Annotated in this window: 14 protein-coding genes and 1 tRNA gene; 7 read left to right on the top strand and 8 right to left on the bottom strand. The window is 63.1% G+C overall.

Annotated elements, in window-relative coordinates:
* Nucleotides 1–15: 15 nt before the first annotated feature.
* A complete protein-coding gene (gene speD, locus BUA26_RS05975; RefSeq protein ID WP_072758729.1) occupies nucleotides 16–801 on the top strand; it encodes an adenosylmethionine decarboxylase in 786 nt (261 codons plus the stop codon).
* Nucleotides 802–850: 49 nt separating this feature from the next.
* Here the strand turns inward: speD and coq7 are convergent, their stop codons facing one another.
* On the bottom strand, nucleotides 851–1,492 hold the full coding sequence (gene coq7 / locus BUA26_RS05970; protein WP_072758727.1) for a 2-polyprenyl-3-methyl-6-methoxy-1,4-benzoquinone monooxygenase: 642 nt from the start codon (nucleotides 1,490–1,492) through the stop codon (nucleotides 851–853).
* Nucleotides 1,493–1,505: 13 nt separating this feature from the next.
* Complete coding sequence (locus BUA26_RS05965; RefSeq protein WP_255368176.1) at nucleotides 1,506–2,720, bottom strand: (Fe-S)-binding protein; 1,215 nt, start codon at nucleotides 2,718–2,720, stop codon at nucleotides 1,506–1,508.
* A 150-nt stretch (nucleotides 2,721–2,870) separates the two neighbouring features.
* Here BUA26_RS05965 and rplM point away from each other — a divergent pair, with 150 nt between their 5' ends.
* From rplM to BUA26_RS05950, 3 genes are all read left to right on the top strand, one after another.
* Nucleotides 2,871–3,299 (top strand): 50S ribosomal protein L13, encoded by a 429-nt coding sequence (gene rplM / locus BUA26_RS05960; RefSeq protein ID WP_072758724.1) that lies wholly within the window; start codon nucleotides 2,871–2,873, stop codon nucleotides 3,297–3,299.
* A gap of 9 nt (nucleotides 3,300–3,308) precedes the next feature.
* The gene (gene rpsI, locus BUA26_RS05955) at nucleotides 3,309–3,701 is read left to right on the top strand and encodes a 30S ribosomal protein S9 (RefSeq protein ID WP_072758722.1); all 393 of its coding nucleotides are present in this window, start codon (nucleotides 3,309–3,311) and stop codon (nucleotides 3,699–3,701) included.
* Between the two features lie 69 nt (nucleotides 3,702–3,770).
* Nucleotides 3,771–3,844: transfer RNA gene (locus tag BUA26_RS05950), tRNA-Gln, on the top strand.
* Between the two features lie 323 nt (nucleotides 3,845–4,167).
* Here the strand turns inward: BUA26_RS05950 and chrA are convergent.
* From chrA to BUA26_RS05925, 5 genes are read right to left on the bottom strand one after another with little or no spacing between them, the layout of a single operon-like run.
* The gene (gene chrA / locus BUA26_RS05945; protein WP_072758720.1) at nucleotides 4,168–5,565 is read right to left on the bottom strand and encodes a chromate efflux transporter; all 1,398 of its coding nucleotides are present in this window, start codon (nucleotides 5,563–5,565) and stop codon (nucleotides 4,168–4,170) included.
* A complete protein-coding gene (locus BUA26_RS05940) occupies nucleotides 5,562–6,206 on the bottom strand; it encodes a superoxide dismutase (protein WP_072758717.1) in 645 nt (214 codons plus the stop codon). Before BUA26_RS05940 ends, chrA begins: the two co-directional genes overlap by 4 nt.
* A gap of 19 nt (nucleotides 6,207–6,225) precedes the next feature.
* Nucleotides 6,226–8,406 carry a carbohydrate binding family 9 domain-containing protein gene (locus BUA26_RS05935; protein ID WP_072758715.1) on the bottom strand — a complete coding sequence of 727 codons (2,181 nt, stop codon included), beginning with the start codon at nucleotides 8,404–8,406 and terminating at the stop codon, nucleotides 6,226–6,228.
* 43 nt (nucleotides 8,407–8,449) lie between these two features.
* Nucleotides 8,450–9,373 (bottom strand): LppY/LpqO family protein, encoded by a 924-nt coding sequence (locus BUA26_RS05930; RefSeq protein ID WP_143154186.1) that lies wholly within the window; start codon nucleotides 9,371–9,373, stop codon nucleotides 8,450–8,452.
* Nucleotides 9,370–10,272, bottom strand: a complete 903-nt coding sequence (locus tag BUA26_RS05925) for a chromate resistance protein ChrB domain-containing protein (protein ID WP_255368175.1) — start codon at nucleotides 10,270–10,272, stop codon at nucleotides 9,370–9,372. Before BUA26_RS05925 ends, BUA26_RS05930 begins: the two co-directional genes overlap by 4 nt.
* A gap of 204 nt (nucleotides 10,273–10,476) precedes the next feature.
* On the opposite strand from BUA26_RS05925, the gene BUA26_RS05920 reads away from it, so the two are divergent.
* The 3 genes from BUA26_RS05920 to BUA26_RS05910 all read left to right on the top strand — a co-directional run bounded on the left by BUA26_RS05920 (nucleotide 10,477) and on the right by BUA26_RS05910 (nucleotide 13,899).
* On the top strand, nucleotides 10,477–11,496 hold the full coding sequence (locus tag BUA26_RS05920; protein ID WP_072758709.1) for a YncE family protein: 1,020 nt from the start codon (nucleotides 10,477–10,479) through the stop codon (nucleotides 11,494–11,496).
* An 83-nt stretch (nucleotides 11,497–11,579) separates the two neighbouring features.
* Complete coding sequence (locus BUA26_RS05915) at nucleotides 11,580–13,484, top strand: chloride channel protein (RefSeq protein WP_072758708.1); 1,905 nt, start codon at nucleotides 11,580–11,582, stop codon at nucleotides 13,482–13,484.
* Between the two features lie 139 nt (nucleotides 13,485–13,623).
* Complete coding sequence (locus BUA26_RS05910) at nucleotides 13,624–13,899, top strand: hypothetical protein (protein WP_072758706.1); 276 nt, start codon at nucleotides 13,624–13,626, stop codon at nucleotides 13,897–13,899.
* Between the two features lie 101 nt (nucleotides 13,900–14,000).
* Here the strand turns inward: BUA26_RS05910 and rpiA are convergent, their stop codons facing one another.
* Nucleotides 14,001–14,660, bottom strand: a complete 660-nt coding sequence (rpiA, locus tag BUA26_RS05905; RefSeq protein WP_072758704.1) for a ribose-5-phosphate isomerase RpiA — start codon at nucleotides 14,658–14,660, stop codon at nucleotides 14,001–14,003.
* Nucleotides 14,661–14,701: the final 41 nt, after the last annotated feature.

The following is a 14,701-nucleotide window of genomic DNA, read 5'->3' as shown; positions in this document are numbered from 1 at the left end:
TCATGGAGAGCCGCTGTGGTCAAACCACTTCCCCGTCTGCGCCTGCAGGGTTTCAACAACCTGACCAAAGCGTTGAGCTTCAATATCTACGACATCTGCTACGCGGTGTCCGAGGAGCAGCGCCGCCGCTATATCGAATACATCGATGAGCAGTACGACGCCGATCGCCTGACCCAGATCCTCACCGACGTGGCCGAGATCATCGGGGCGAACATCCTCAACATCGCGCGCCAGGATTACGATCCGCAGGGCGCCTCGGTGACCATGCTGATCTCCGAGGAGCCGGTGGTCGAGAAGCTCGGCCGCGACACCATCTCCGGTGCCGTCGTCGCGCACATGGACAAGAGCCACATCACCGTCCACACCTACCCGGAAACGCATCCGCACAACGGCATCGCGACGTTCCGCGCGGACATCGACGTGGCCACCTGTGGCGTGATTTCGCCGCTGAAGGCGTTGAACTACCTGATCGACAGCTTCGAGTCCGACATCGTGATCGCCGACTACCGGGTGCGCGGCTTCACCCGCGACGTCAAGGGCAAGAAGCACTTCATCGACCACAAGATCAATTCGGTGCAGGACTACCTGGCCAAGCACATCCGCCAGAAGTACGAGATGTTCGATGTCAACGTGTACCAGGAAAACATGTTCCACACGAAGATGCACATCAAGGACTTCGACCTCGACACCTACCTGTTCGAGGCCCACGCCGACGACCTCTCGTTCAAGGAACGCCAGCGTATCGAGCAACTGCTGCGCCGCGAGATCGAAGAACTGTTCCACGGCCGCAACCTGATGTGACGAAAAACCCGCCGAAAGGCGGGTTTTTTAATGGCGACAGTTATTGGCCCTACACGCGATATGCAACGGCCTTCATCACCATCGAGCTGGCGTGCATCAGCTGGGGCAGCGGGAACGGCAGTTCGATGCCGCCGCGCTGCTGCGCCGCCTGCGCATGGCGGATCTCGTCGGCCTGCATCAGGGTCAGCACCGCGCGTGAGCGTTCGTCCTGCGCCGGCAGCTTTTCCAGGTGTTCGGCCAGGTGCGCTTCCACCTGGCGCTCGGTTTCGACCACGAAGCCGAGGCTGACCGGATCGCCGGCCAGCGCAGCGGCGGCACCGATCGCATAGCTGCCGGCATACCACAACGGATTGAGCAGGCTCGGACGGCTGTGCAGCTGCTGCAGGCGCTGGGCGCACCAGGCCAGGTGATCGGTTTCCTCGGCAGCCGCATGCAGCAGGTGTTGGCGGTTGCCGGCGTCGCGCGCCAGTGCGGCCTGGCCGAAGTACAGCGCCTGCGCGCAGACCTCGCCGGTATGGTTGATCCGCATCAGGCCGGCGGCATGGCGGCGCTCGGCATCGTCCAGTTCCGCTTCGGCGAGGCCGGATGCAGGCGAGCGGCGATGCGCCTGCGGCGAACCGGCGATCGCCTCCAATGCGCGCTCGCAACCGGCCAACAGGCGATCGAGCGGGCTCAGCGTGCGAACGGTCATGGGCGTTCCTGTTTCAAGGACTAGGTTCCAGTTGTCGGGCCAGCAGCGCCAGCGGATGCTGGCTGGGCCAGTGCAAACCTTGCTGGTCGATGCCCGCGGCCAGGTGCAGGCGACAACCGATATTGGACGACAACAGCTGCTGCGGTTCCAGTGTGGCGGCTTGCCGCAGCGTCGCGTCGCGCAGTTGCCCGGCGCGTGCGGGAAACTCCAGCAGATGGCTGCCGGCCGCGCCGCAACAATACGGCGGTCGCGGCAACGGAAGCACCTCGAGTTCGGGTACGCGGCGCAGCAACTGCAACAAGGCCGCGTCGGTACGCGCCACATTGATCTGGGTGCATGGCAGATGCAGCGCCACCCGTTGCGCCAGCGGGCGGAACCGCAACGATCCGGCCCGTGCCGCCAGCAGTTCCACCGGATCGAACACGCTGACACCGGGCAGCGCGCGACGCAGCGTGCCCAGGCAGCCGGGCGTCACCGAGAGCAACTGGCTCGCGCCGCTGGCCGCCCAGGCTCGACGCACCTGCTGCGCGGCTTGTTCGGCCGTGGCTGCTGCGCCGCCATGCAGGTCCATCGCTCCACAGCAGAACGCCGGCAGCACGCTGACGTGGAAACCTGCCGCTTGCAGCAATGTCACCGCGGCCTGCTGTGCTTCCGCATCGTCGATGCTTGCCACGCAACCGGGGAACAGCGCGAGTCGTGGTTGTTCACTCTTGTTGCCGCTGGCTCGAACAGGCGCGACCGGAGTCCCTGTCGGCAAGTCGAGCAAGGCGGTACGCCACGGCGAGTGCTGCGGCAGTCGCCGCGCCAGCCGGTTTTTCCAGCGCGGCAACGCCAACCAGCCACCGAGCCGGCGCAGCGCGCGCAGCAGCGCCGGCCGCTTGGCCAGGCCCAGCAACAGCCGTGGCCGTCGCGGCGCCGGCCCCAGCAGGGCGCGGGTTTCGATCAGCAATTCACCGTACTGCACGTTGGCCGGACAGACCTTTTCGCAGTTCAGGCAGCCCAGGCAGTGATCCAGATGTTCGCGCAACCCGGCGTCGGGTTCGGCCAGTCCGCGCGCCAGGGCCGAAGCGATGGCGATGCGCCCCCGCGGCGATTCCGCCTCGTTGCGGTCCAGCGCATAGGTAGGGCAGACCGGGAGGCACAGCCCGCATTGCACGCACTGGTCCGCCAACTCGGCGATGCGACCGGCAGGCGCGTGCAGGGGGGACTTTTCAAGCGGCATGCTCATCATGCTATCATTGCCAGCTCACAGCTCGCCGGTCGGTGGGCTTGCGCCATGGATGACGGCTCCGCTATCATCTCGCGCCTTTGTTCCACCGAAAGCATGCTTTCTTGAATCATGCGTACCGCCTCGCGGCGGCAGACCAGGTATTCTGAAATGAAAACGTTTAGCGCCAATGCAGACAACGTCAAGCGCGACTGGTTCGTGGTCGACGCCACGAACAAGACACTCGGTCGCCTGTCGACTGAAATCGCTCGTCGTCTGCGCGGCAAGCACAAGCCGGAATACACCCCGCATTGCGACACCGGCGATTATATCGTGGTGATCAACGCGCAGAAGGTGGCTGTCACCGGTGCCAAGCTGGACGACAAGAAGTACCACCGCTTCACCGGTTACATCGGCAACCTGAAGACCACCAGTCTGAAGGACTTGCTGGCGACCTACCCGGAGCGCGTGATCGAGATCGCCGTCAAGGGCATGCTGCCGAAGAACCCGCTGGGCCGCGAAATGTACCGCAAGCTCAAGGTCTACGGTGGCGCCGAGCATCCGCATATCGCACAGCAGCCGCAGGCGCTGGAACTCTAAGGAATCATCATGACGATCCAGCAGAACTACGGCACTGGCCGCCGCAAAACCTCCGCCGCCCGCGTGTTCCTGCGCAAGGGCAAGGGCGCGATCGAAGTCAACGGCAAGTCGCTCGAGGCATTTTTCGGTCGCGAGACCTCGTGCATGATCGTGCGCCAGCCGCTCGAGCTGACCCAGAGCACCGAGAAGTTCGACATCAAGGTGACGGTCGCCGGCGGCGGCATCACCGGTCAGGCCGGCGCGATCCGTCTCGGCATCGCCCGCGCGCTGATCGAGTATGATGAGACCCTGAAATCGCCGCTGCGCAAGGCCGGTTTCGTGACCCGCGACGCCCGCGAAGTCGAGCGCAAGAAGGTCGGTCTGCACAAGGCTCGTCGCGCAACCCAGTTCTCCAAGCGCTAATTTCGTTTTCGGAAATCGCGTTTGTTGGTTCGACGCATCAAAGTCAGAGCGCGTCGATCCAGTTGTTTTTGGGAGATCGTCTAACGGTAGGACGACAGCCTCTGACGCTGTCTATCTAGGTTCGAATCCTAGTCTCCCAGCCAAAATAAAAAACCCGCCCTCGTGGCGGGTTTTTTATTTTGGTCTGGGGTACAGGAGGCGAACCGCGTTCGACAAATTTGTCTGGAACAAATTTGGACAGCCGCAGGCTGGCCCTGAGCGCAGCGAAGGGTGAGTCCCATGGATGGGACGAACAATCCCGATCTTCCAGCCGCCCCGATCCCTTCTCCTGCCTCCGCAGTCGACGTGTTGCCTGGGACTTGTTGGACAGCCGCAGGCTGGCCCCGCGCAGCGGGGTTTGGCCCATGGATGGGCCAAACAATCCTAGTCTCCCAGCGGCGCGCGCGTTATCCCAACACCTCGGCGCCTACGGCAAGTGACCTATCAAGACGAGCGATAACGCCCCAATAATGCCGCTGCCAAGCAGGGTCCATCCCATGCCGATCTTGAAGCGGAGCATGGCCAGCATGGCGCCGACCGCCAGGGCCGTGGCCAGACCGTGGAGTGTGGACCATTGCGGCACTTCCACAGCCAGCACACCGTAGCGCCGCGTCTGCACTGTTCCGAACAATGTGTGCAGGGTGAACCAGACCGACAGGTTCAGCACCACGCCAACGATGGCGGCCGTGACGGTAGAAAGCGCGGAATTCAGCGCACGGTTGCTGCGAAGGGCCTCCACATACGGTGCGCCGAGAAAGATCCACAAGAAGCACGGCGCGAACGTGACCCACGTCGTCAGTACCGAGCCGACCACGCCGGCCGCCATGGGTGGCAGTCCGGTTTCATGATGATAGGCCCCCAGGAAGGCGACGAACTGCAGCACCATGATCAACGGGCCAGGGGTGGTCTCCGCAAGCGCCAAACCATCCAGCATCTGTCCCGGCGAGATCCAATGGAAGCTCTCGACGGCGCGCTGGGCGATGTAGGCCAGTACGGCATAGGCGCCGCCAAAGGTGACGACCGCCGTCTGGGAAAAAAAGATGCCTTCCTGGGCCAGCACACTGTGCACACCGAACGCACCGATGACGAATCCAACTGGGAGCAACCAGATGACGAGCCAGGTGAACGTGATGCGAACAGCCCGGCGCGCGGAGGGTTTGGTGTGTCGTAGCTGCCCCTGACCGAGCAGCCGATCGATCAGGTATTCCGACGACGCATCGGCCGCTGTCGACGCCGGTGCGGGAAAGCTCTTGGGCAACCACCAGCGCCCAAGAAATCCCATCAGGCCAGCCATCAATACAATCAATGGAAACGGTACCTTGAAGCCATAGATCGCGATGAAGGCTAAGATCGCGATGCCCACCATGACGCGGTTCTTCAGTGCCTTGCGCCCGAGGCGAAGCACGGCCTCGATCACCACGGCTAGGACCGCGGCCTTCAGACCGAAGAACACCGCCACGATAAGCGGGACCTGGCCGTAGAGTGCATAGATGATGCTCAGGCCCAAGATAGTGATAAAACCGGGCAATACGAAGAGCAGACCTGCGATCAGTCCGCCGACGGTCCGGTGCAGCAGCCAGCCGATATAGATGGCGAGTTGAGCGGCCTCGGGTCCCGGCAGCAGCATGCAGTAATTCAGCGCATGCAGAAAACGTGCGTCGCTGATCCACTTGTGCTTCTCGACCAATTCGCGATGCATCACCGCGATCTGACCAGCCGGCCCACCGAAACTGAGCAAGCCCACCTTGGCCCAGACACGGGTGGCTTCACCCAGTGAGATGGAGGCGGGCATGGACGGCGTTGAATCGTCGATCGTTACGGTCATCGGATCATGCTCAATTGTTGGTGCAGTAGTTGTGCTTGCTCTAGACGTCGATTCACCTCATCCCACTGAAGGTTGGCGAAAAACGCGTCGATGTACTTCGTCGCGGCCGCGCCATAGTCCATTTGGTAGGCGTGTTCATACATGTCCTTCACCAGCAGTGGGAACGCTGTGGCCAGGGCCTGCGTGTGGTGGCTGGACCAGAACGTTCGAAGCTCGCCGGTCAGTAGCTCGAGGGCAAGGATTGCCCAGCCGCTACCGCCTCCCAGACTGGCACCGGTCAGGCGGAAGTGGGTTTCCCAGGTGTCGAAGCTGCCGTAGCTCGCGGCCAGTTGTTCAACGATGCGGCCCGAAGTGCGCCCGTCGCCTCCGAGGTTCGCGAAGTAGGCTTCGTGCAACGTCGCCGAATTGCGGAACATCAGTTCGTGTTGGCGCAATCCACCGACAACGAACGGCGGTGTGTCCTTGGTGATCTGCGCGAGCTGTTCTTCAAGCTTATTGAGGTTGCGAACCGCACCGCCGTAATTGTTCTCGTGGTGGGAAGTGATCAGCGCTTCCGAAAGACCTTTGAGTCCGTTCGGCGCGAACGGCAACGGTTGCAGTACGTGCTTTCCCGCCAGAGCGAGCATGGCGATCGTCGTCATGGGTGGGCTCCTGACATAGTCATTCACGAAAGTCCCAACGCAGCTTGGCGGTCACGACATTGGCGACCGGGAACGCATGCGTGTTGGGGTCCGTCACGGACGCCTCCACGCCGTGATTAAGGACGAAGAAAAAATCCCGCCCGGGCGCAATGGTCCATTGCAGCCGAACATTGAGGCCGATGTGGCCGATGGTGGAGTCGTATTGCGCCAGGGTGGAAAAAATCAGGTCGGGACTGAAGGCGTAGCTGGCCTTGAGCAAATACAGCCGCTGGATGAAACCGCCCTGCGGCAACCGCCCGAAGTCCGTCTCGTTGCTCAGCTTGATCCGTAACTTGCCCTGTAGACCAGTCCAGTCGATGAACGGCATGTACTGGGTCAATCGTCCGGTATAGAAGTCACCCACCTCGACCATACTGCCGAAGCGCCACGGCCGAGCCTCGGATGACTGCGCCTCGAAGTGGTATCGATCGAAGTGGTAGCGACCGACAGGCAATGTCACGTTATGCGCGATCTCAAATGGCGCCGTGAGCGCTTCGTACTCGGGAATCCAGTCGAACTCGAAGTGCTCGCCGGATTCGGCATCGACGTTGAGTGGCGCGGTGAAAATGCGCCGGGTCTGAGTGACGCCATGCAGATCGCTGACCTGCCGCACTTCCAGTTCGTAGAAGAACTGTCGCGCCCAGCTCAGTGCCTGGCTAGTGGGGCGTGGACGGTAGTCGAGATAGACGTCGTACTGGCGTGTGCCGGGGCGTGGCAGGAAGCCAAGTGCCGGATCCAGGGCCTCGCCAAAGACGTTGATGCTGGTGTAGCCGCGCCATAAATCATTCGGATACTCCGCGTAGAGCCCCCAACCCGAATGCCTCCCTGGCAACGGATCGCTGGAATGCGCTGCCCATCCCGACAAAATCAGGTTCTTGTCGCCACGAAAGGTGGAGGTGTGCCACACGGCATCGGTGCCGGCAAAACTATTGTGAGACTGCCCGGTGGGATCGCCGCTCGTCAGCAAGGTGCCCACACGTAGGTGATCGTCGACATCGTAAGTAAGACGCCCCGCGAATAAATGGATGGGACCGCTGATGCTCGATCGGCCCGTTTCGACATCGAGCGCGCCGACGGACCACGGCCCCATCGAACCGAGCAGTTTGGCGCCGCTGTCCACGCGCACAGCCTGACCGTTCACCAAACCCACGTTACGTGAATAGAACGGCAGGAATATCGGGACATCGGTGTTGTCTGTCAGCCCCGCGCCGAAGGTGAAAAGGTTTGATCCTTCGGAGAAGAAGCGTCGCTTCTCCGGATAGAACAGCGGAAATCGCGTCAAATTGATCTGATCGGTATCCGCTTCGGCTTCGGCGAAATCCGGATTGAAAGTCACTGTGGCGGCGAGGCTCGGTGTGACGTTGTAACGCACGTCACCGCCCACCTGCGCGACCGTGTCGTTGCGAACGCTATCGTGACGCAGCAGCGCATAGGGTGCGACATCCAGGCCAAGCCCTTGCTCCAAAGTACCGACCCCGGTGAGCGTACCCATGCGAGCCAGGTCGAAGATCCTCGAGTCGAGCGTGATATCCGCCCACTGCAAGCTCAGCTGGCTTCGCGGCACGTAGCGCTGCACGTTGAAACGCCATCGGTCCATGCCATGAGGAAACTGCAGGCTATGCGTGTCGATCTGGATTTCGGCGGCCCAACCATCGGCCGTCCGTTTGACCTTGGCATTCCAGATGCCATCCCAGTCGTAGCTCGGCAGACGCGACGCTGGGGAAATCAGGCCATCGGTTCGACCACCTCCCGCGTTCACCTGAAACACGTAGCCGAGGCGTCGATTGCCGAAAGGGTCCAGCACGATGGTGAGGTGATCGTCATCCGTTTGATCGCTGTCCCGTGCGAGCGTGTGCACCGACAATCGGCTCGGATCCGGGTCGATGCAGGTAATTCCCAGGTAGAGATGTTTGGCATCGGCGAGCAGGCGGACCTCGGTCCGGTAAGGCGTTGGCTCTCCCGGATGCGGGTCCTGTTGCGTCAAGCGGAGCACAGGTGCTGTCGCCCATGCGGACTCGTCCAGCGAACCGTCCAGGGTGATGGCGCCGCTGGGGATCAAGGTGAGGCCCACTCCGGATGCGGCAGATGGCTTTCGGGCGATCACGCTTTGAGCATGCACCAGTGCCGACGGGATCACGATGATCACCATCAGCATCGCCATGCGCGATGACGTGCTCGACATGGACGCCCCCGTAGCGTGAGTCTCAGTACTTGTCGAGCGCGGCTTGTGCGTCGAGCGCCGCGCGGAATCCACGGGCAAGGTCGGCCGCCTTGCCTTTGCCCCAGAAGTGCGTGAAGTAGAAACCCGGTTCCTCACCCATCATGTGGTTGTGCAAGGCCACTACGTGGACCCCCGCCTTACGCAGCGCCTGCAGCACTGGCCGCACCTCGGCTGCACGCATGATGAAGTCGCCATCGACCGCAGCCAGTTGATCGCTGCCACTGAACGCGGCCCAGGTGGTCAGGCCCATGGAAGCGCCAACCACCTGACCGCGCATCTGACCTTCAGTGCCTATCGTCACTTTGGTCACGCCATCGGTAACCTGAGCCGGATGGCCCACGATCTTGGCGATGGCTCCGGCATTCATCGCACCCGGTGACGGCGTGGGCCCGCCGAAACCATCGGCCGGTTGCGGATGCGCGGCGCGTACCGCCTTGATCGCATCCCACACGGCTTTCACCCCCGCCGCCAACTGGGTGGGCGAACCGTCGCCACCGATGTGCATGAAGTAGACCTTGGGCCGGTCGTAGAAGAAGTGATTGTGCAGGCCGGTGACTTGCAGGCCATGGGCAAATGCCGCGTCCATCGCCGCATCGACCTCGTCCTGGAACACCACGGTGTCGCCCATCACCATCGCCTGGTTGCCCATGGCAGCGAACGCTGCCCAAGAGCCCAGGCCTGCCGCCGGCGACAGGCGCATACCGTCCACGGTGACCGGCACATCGCTGCGGCTCCAACCGATCTTCACCACGCCGTCGGGTTGCGCCTTGGCTTCGGTGCCCGCGGCCTTGCCAATGGATGCCGGGTCCAAGGTGGCTGCAGCCGCTGGGAGCGCAGCGGCCAAAATGAGCATCAACACCATGGTGCACAACGGACGCACACAGCGCACAGCTAATGTCATCGTCATGAGAGTTCTCCAGGGATATCGAGGTAGGCGGCATACAGGCAATCGAGCACCGTACCGATGTCGGCCAGCAGGCCGTCATCGTCGTCGCCGCGGCGGGCGCGGGCGCCCGTCATCACACTGGCAAATCCGGCAGCGTCTGCCACGGGCACGCCGCCCACATCGAGGTAGTGCGCCAGGCGACCCATGCGAACCAAGCCGGGATCGTGGTCCAGGCCAAAGCTGACGGCCAGCACCTCAAAGCTGACTCGCGGTCCCACATGAGTGAAAGCGGCACCGTCGAAATCGAATCCCAGCACATCGGCAGGGCAATCGGCGGGACTGGCCAGCCACAGGAACTGGGCAGCGGGATCAATGAAACGGTGAATCAACCAGGCCGAGGCGACGCGATCCACCCAGAGATGGCGCCGCGTCGCCCAACGTCGGCCGTGATAGTCGGCCAGGTTCCGACGGGTGATTGTCCCTTTGGTGGCGTGTGGTTCGTCGGGGGAGAACTGGGCATTGACCGCCTGCTCTGCGTCGCGCAGCGCGCCTTCCGCCTGATTCCGTGCCGGTCCCGGGAAGAAATCCACACCCGCGATCCCTGCCAACTCCCGGCGCAATGCGACCAGTTGCCGGCGCGCGTCTACCTCTGACAAGCCGGGCAGGTCGGTCTTCAGTCGGGTCACTCGTTCCAGACTTTCGGCGTAAAGCGCCGTGCGATCGAAGGCCTGGCGAAGTTCGGCTTCCTGCCCGCCATCGGCCGCAGTGAACGGGATGACATGGGCTGAACCACCAGCTTCCGTCACCTCCGTCGCCTGGACGCGGAGAAAGGACCAGCTCGCTTCATTGGAGGGGAGGACATAAACGCCATCCCGGATGGCTGCCGCACCTGCGGCTTTGAGGGCGCGCCAGAGACGCATGCGCGGATTGGGACTGCGCCCTGTCAACGAGGCGACCAGCATGACCCAGGTGGCTTGGTTCCAAGGCATGTCATGAATATTACGTTTCTGTCATAGTCATAACAACATGAGATTGGGGCCGCTCGACCCGGCAGCAGGTGCTAAGCCCCTCGTCAGGCCGAGCCTCGATCATTTGGCGAATCAGCAGGTTTCCGGGAGGACGACATGGCCTCGCAATTGACTTCGAGACGCCGCTGGGCTGCGGTGTTCACGCCGGTGCTGTTCGTGGCCGCCACCAGCGCGTGCAGCAGTCCAGCGACAGGGCGCCTCCCGCTCGCCACGGTGGCCGATGCACCCTTGACCGGTGGAACCACCCGTTGGGATTACGCCAGTCTCGACCCAGCTGCCCATCGCCTTTATCTGGCCCACCTTGGCGACAGCTTGGTCACGGTGTTCGACACGCAGACCCAAAAGGTCGTCGCGGATGTGCCCAACGTAAGCCATGTGCATGGAGTCCTGTTCGTGCCGGAGTTGGGGCAACTCTATGCCTCGGCCACAGGCACCGATGAAGTCGTGGCGATTGATCCCGCCACGTTGAAGATCACGGCACGCGTGCCGGCGGGCGATTATCCCGACGGCATGGCTTATGCCCCGGAGGTCCACAAACTGTATGTGTCCGATGAGCATGGCGGCACCGACACAGTCATCGACGTGCGCACGAACACACGGGTGGCGACCATCCCGTTGGGTGGTGAAGTGGGCAACACGCAATACGATCCCGCGTCCAAGCATATTTTCGCCAACGTGCAGACCCGCAAGCAGTTGGTGGAGATCGACCCAGCCACCGACAAAGTGATCAGCCGGATGGATCTGCCGGGAGCAGAGGGCAACCACGGTCTCTATATTGATCCCGCCATGCATCTGGCTTTCATTGCCTGCGAGGACAACAACAAGCTGATCGTGGTGGACCTCATCAACCGACGACTGGTATTCACATTCGATGTCGCCAAGGATCCGGATGTGCTGGCGTTCGATCGCGGCCTCGGCTGGTTGTATGTGGCCGGCGAGTCCGGAGAAGTTTCGATATTCCATGTGCAGGGGCAGTCCGTTCGTCCGCTGGCCTCGGGTGTGTTGGGTCCGAACGCCCACGTGGTGGCGGTGGACGAAGCTACACACCGGGCCTATTTCCCGCTCAAATCTCTGGCGGGCAAACCCCAACTGCGGATCACTGAGCCCAGGCAGTAGCAAGCCACCATTCGCAAAAACCTGCCTCTTCGGTTCCTCAACCCGCCAGCGTAAAATTTCCGGCTTTACCCTGCGGCAAATCGATGACGTCCGAAACCGAAAACGCTGTCGGGCATGCCGACGTGCGGCTAGAAGGCAGTACCGATGCGTTGCCGCTGTCGCCTTCGCTTGGGGTGACGCTCGACGCCACCCGCATGCCGCGACGCTCCACCCTGGTGGATCGTCGGGTGTTGCGCATCACGACGGTGGCGGTGCTGCTCGGTGTCGCAGCGGCCTTCATCGCGCGGATGCTCACCGCGCTGATCGGGCTGGTGACGAATCTGGCGTTCTACGGCCGGGTGTCGACGGCATTCAGCTCGCCGGCCGATAACCATCTGGGTCTGTGGGTGATCGCGGTGCCGGTGATCGGCGGCCTGATCGTCGGCGTGATGGCGCGCTGGGGTTCGCGCGCGATCCGCGGCCACGGCATTCCGGAAGCGATGGAACAGGTACTGCTCAACGAGTCGAAGATCCCGCCGAGAATCACTTTCCTGAAGCCGGTTTCGTCCGCGATCGCGATCGGCACCGGCGGCCCGTTCGGCGCCGAGGGTCCGATCATCGCCACCGGTGGAGCGCTTGGTTCATTTGTCGGCCAGTTGCTGCATGTGACCGGCGCCGAGCGCAAGGTGCTGCTGGCGGCTGGCGCAGCGGCCGGCATGGCGGCGGTGTTCGGCTCACCGATTGCGGCGGTGGTGCTGGCGATCGAACTGCTGTTGTTCGAGCTGCGTCCGCGTTCGCTGATTCCGGTGGCGCTGGCCGCCGTCGCGGCAACCGGCGTGCGTTATGCCACGGTGGGTTCGGCACCGGTGTTCGCGATGCCCACGCTGGCGACGCCTGGTCTGCTGGCGCTGCTTTCGTATGTCGGCATCGGCGCCTTGCTCGGCCTGGTCAGCGTGGGCGTGACGCGGATCGTCTACGGCATCGAGGACGTGTTCGAGAAGTTGCCGATCCATTGGATGTGGTGGCCGGCGATCGGCGGCGTCGCGGTGGGCGTGGTCGGCTATTTCGCGCCGCTGACCCTGGGCGTGGGCTACAGCAACATCGAGAATATCGTGTCCGGCCAGTTGACTCTGCAGGCGCTGGCGTTCCTGTGCGTGATGAAATTCCTGTCGTGGTCGATCGCGCTAGGCAGCGGTACGTCCGGCGGTACGCTGGCGCCGTTGTTCACCATCGGCGGTGCGCTGGGCGCGTTGCTCGGCCTGGGCATCGCTGCGTTGGCGCCGCAGTTCGGCATCGACCCGCGCATTGCCGCGCTGGTCGGCATGGCGGCGATCTTCGCCGGCTCCGCGCGTGCGCTGCTGACGGCCGTGGTGTTTGCATTCGAGACCACCGGCCAGTCGGCCGGATTGCTGCCTCTGCTCGGCGGTTGCACCGCGGCCTATCTGATTTCCGCTCTGCTGATGCGCAATACCATCATGACCGAGAAGATCGCCCGTCGCGGTGTGCGTGTGCCGGCCGAGTACGTCGCCGACTATCTGGATCAGGTGGTGGTGCGCGATGCCTGCACACATGAGGTGATGACCTTGCGCACCACGCAGACGCTGGCCGAAGTGCGGCGCTGGTTCGACGAAGGTCTGCCCGATATGCAGCATCAAGGCTATCCGGTGATCGACGAAGCGGGTCACGTGCGCGGCGTGCTCACTCGCCGCACCCTGCTGGATCCGCAGTGGCACTACACACTGACTCTGGGCGAGCTGGTGCTGCGCGAGCCGATCGTGGTGAAGGAAAGCCATTCGCTGCGCGAAGCGGCCGATCACATGGTGGCGCACAACGTCGGCCGCCTGATCGTGGTGGGCGATGAGGCGCCGCATATGCTGGTCGGGATCCTCACTCGCGGCGACATTCTCGCCGCGCATGGGCAACGCCTGCAGGAGGCGCGTCAGTCCGGGCGCTATCTGCATTTCCGCAAGGGGCGCGTGGTGAAGCGTCCGATCAAGCCGGCCGGCTGACGCCTCCGATGCCTTCGTGGGCGACGAGATACTGCGCAGAGCATCGGAGCAAAGGCCTAGGCCTGATGGCTACTGCAAGCACGGAATCGTTTGGCGTAGCGTGTGCCGGATCGCGCATGGTGCGCGCTTGGAGGTAATCATGGCTACGCAAAAGAAAGTTGCCCTGACTTTGGAAGGGATGATCGAGAAGTACGGTATCGCCGCACTCGCGGCGCTGCGCAATCCGGCATTGTGGGACGTGATCGTCCCGCACGGACCGATCCAGAACGGCGGCTTGTCCGCGAGCGCGAAGAAGCAGCTGCATGGCGAACTGGATGCGGTCTACAGCGTCCTGCTCGGCAACGCTAAGGCCGGCGATGCGATATCCGGCGCATTTGCGGCGCAGGTGGCCATGCAGAAAGCGGCCTTGCACTGAGCGACCTATGCTGCATGGCTAGGGAAAGGCCGCATGGCCGAAGCGGCCTTTCCTGCGGGGGCACATGCCAAGGGTCGAATAAAACCCCCGCGTACGGTCGGTCAAGCCATCAACTGATCGCCGATCAGCACCACATCGGCCGGACGTCGTGCGAACAGGCCGACGGTGACGATGCCAGGCAGCTGGTTGAGGTCGCTCTCCAGCGCGGCGGGGTCGGCGATCTGCCAGCCGTGCACATCGATGATCCAGTTGCCGTTGTCGGTGACCACGCCGTCACGCCATACCGGTTGGCCACCACGCTTCACGATCTCGCGGCCGATCAGGCTGCGCGCCATCGGGATCACCTCGATCGGCACGGGAAACTTGCCGAGCAGGTCGACCCGCTTGCTGGAGTCGATGATGCAGACGAACTTCTCGCTGGCCGCCGCGACGATCTTCTCGCGGGTGAGCGCCGCGCCGCCGCCCTTGATCAACCGCTTGTACGGATCGCACTCGTCGGCGCCGTCTATGTAGATCGTCAGCGGGCCGGCGCTGTTGAGATCGAGCACCGGAATGCCCAATCGCTTCAGTTGTGCCGTGGACTGCTCCGAGCTGGATACCGCGCCCTGGATACGGTCCTTCAGGTCGGCCAGCGCGTCGATGAAATACGCCACCGTGGAACCGGTGCCGACGCCGACGATGGCGCCGTCCTCGATATAGCGGATCGCGGCCTCACCGGCCTGGCGCTTCTGGTTGACGGTGCCGTCGTTGGCGTTGCTCATGACATCGGTTCCGGGAAGAGGTGGTCTGGACAGTGGATGGA

This window comes from Rhodanobacter sp. OK091 (assembly GCF_900142825.1).
Classification (GTDB): domain Bacteria; phylum Pseudomonadota; class Gammaproteobacteria; order Xanthomonadales; family Rhodanobacteraceae; genus Rhodanobacter.
This window is presented reverse-complemented; position numbering and strand designations above follow the sequence as displayed.

Coding starts and splice junctions, on each gene's coding strand:
- BUA26_RS05965 (WP_255368176.1), bottom strand. CDS start 2,720: ATGAGCATGCCGCTTGAAAAGTCCCCCCTGCACGCGCCTGCCGGTCGC.
- BUA26_RS05935 (WP_072758715.1), bottom strand. CDS start 8,406: ATGGCGATGCTGATGGTGATCATCGTGATCCCGTCGGCACTGGTGCAT.
- BUA26_RS05915 (WP_072758708.1), top strand. CDS start 11,580: ATGACGTCCGAAACCGAAAACGCTGTCGGGCATGCCGACGTGCGGCTA.
- BUA26_RS05910 (WP_072758706.1), top strand. CDS start 13,624: ATGGCTACGCAAAAGAAAGTTGCCCTGACTTTGGAAGGGATGATCGAG.
- rpiA (WP_072758704.1), bottom strand. CDS start 14,660: ATGAGCAACGCCAACGACGGCACCGTCAACCAGAAGCGCCAGGCCGGT.
- BUA26_RS05925 (WP_255368175.1), bottom strand. CDS start 10,272: ATGCGTCTCTGGCGCGCCCTCAAAGCCGCAGGTGCGGCAGCCATCCGG.
- rplM (WP_072758724.1), top strand. CDS start 2,871: ATGAAAACGTTTAGCGCCAATGCAGACAACGTCAAGCGCGACTGGTTC.
- BUA26_RS05930 (WP_143154186.1), bottom strand. CDS start 9,373: ATGACGATGACATTAGCTGTGCGCTGTGTGCGTCCGTTGTGCACCATG.
- BUA26_RS05940 (WP_072758717.1), bottom strand. CDS start 6,206: ATGACGACGATCGCCATGCTCGCTCTGGCGGGAAAGCACGTACTGCAA.
- coq7 (WP_072758727.1), bottom strand. CDS start 1,492: ATGACCGTTCGCACGCTGAGCCCGCTCGATCGCCTGTTGGCCGGTTGC.
- chrA (WP_072758720.1), bottom strand. CDS start 5,565: ATGACCGTAACGATCGACGATTCAACGCCGTCCATGCCCGCCTCCATC.
- BUA26_RS05920 (WP_072758709.1), top strand. CDS start 10,477: ATGGCCTCGCAATTGACTTCGAGACGCCGCTGGGCTGCGGTGTTCACG.
- rpsI (WP_072758722.1), top strand. CDS start 3,309: ATGACGATCCAGCAGAACTACGGCACTGGCCGCCGCAAAACCTCCGCC.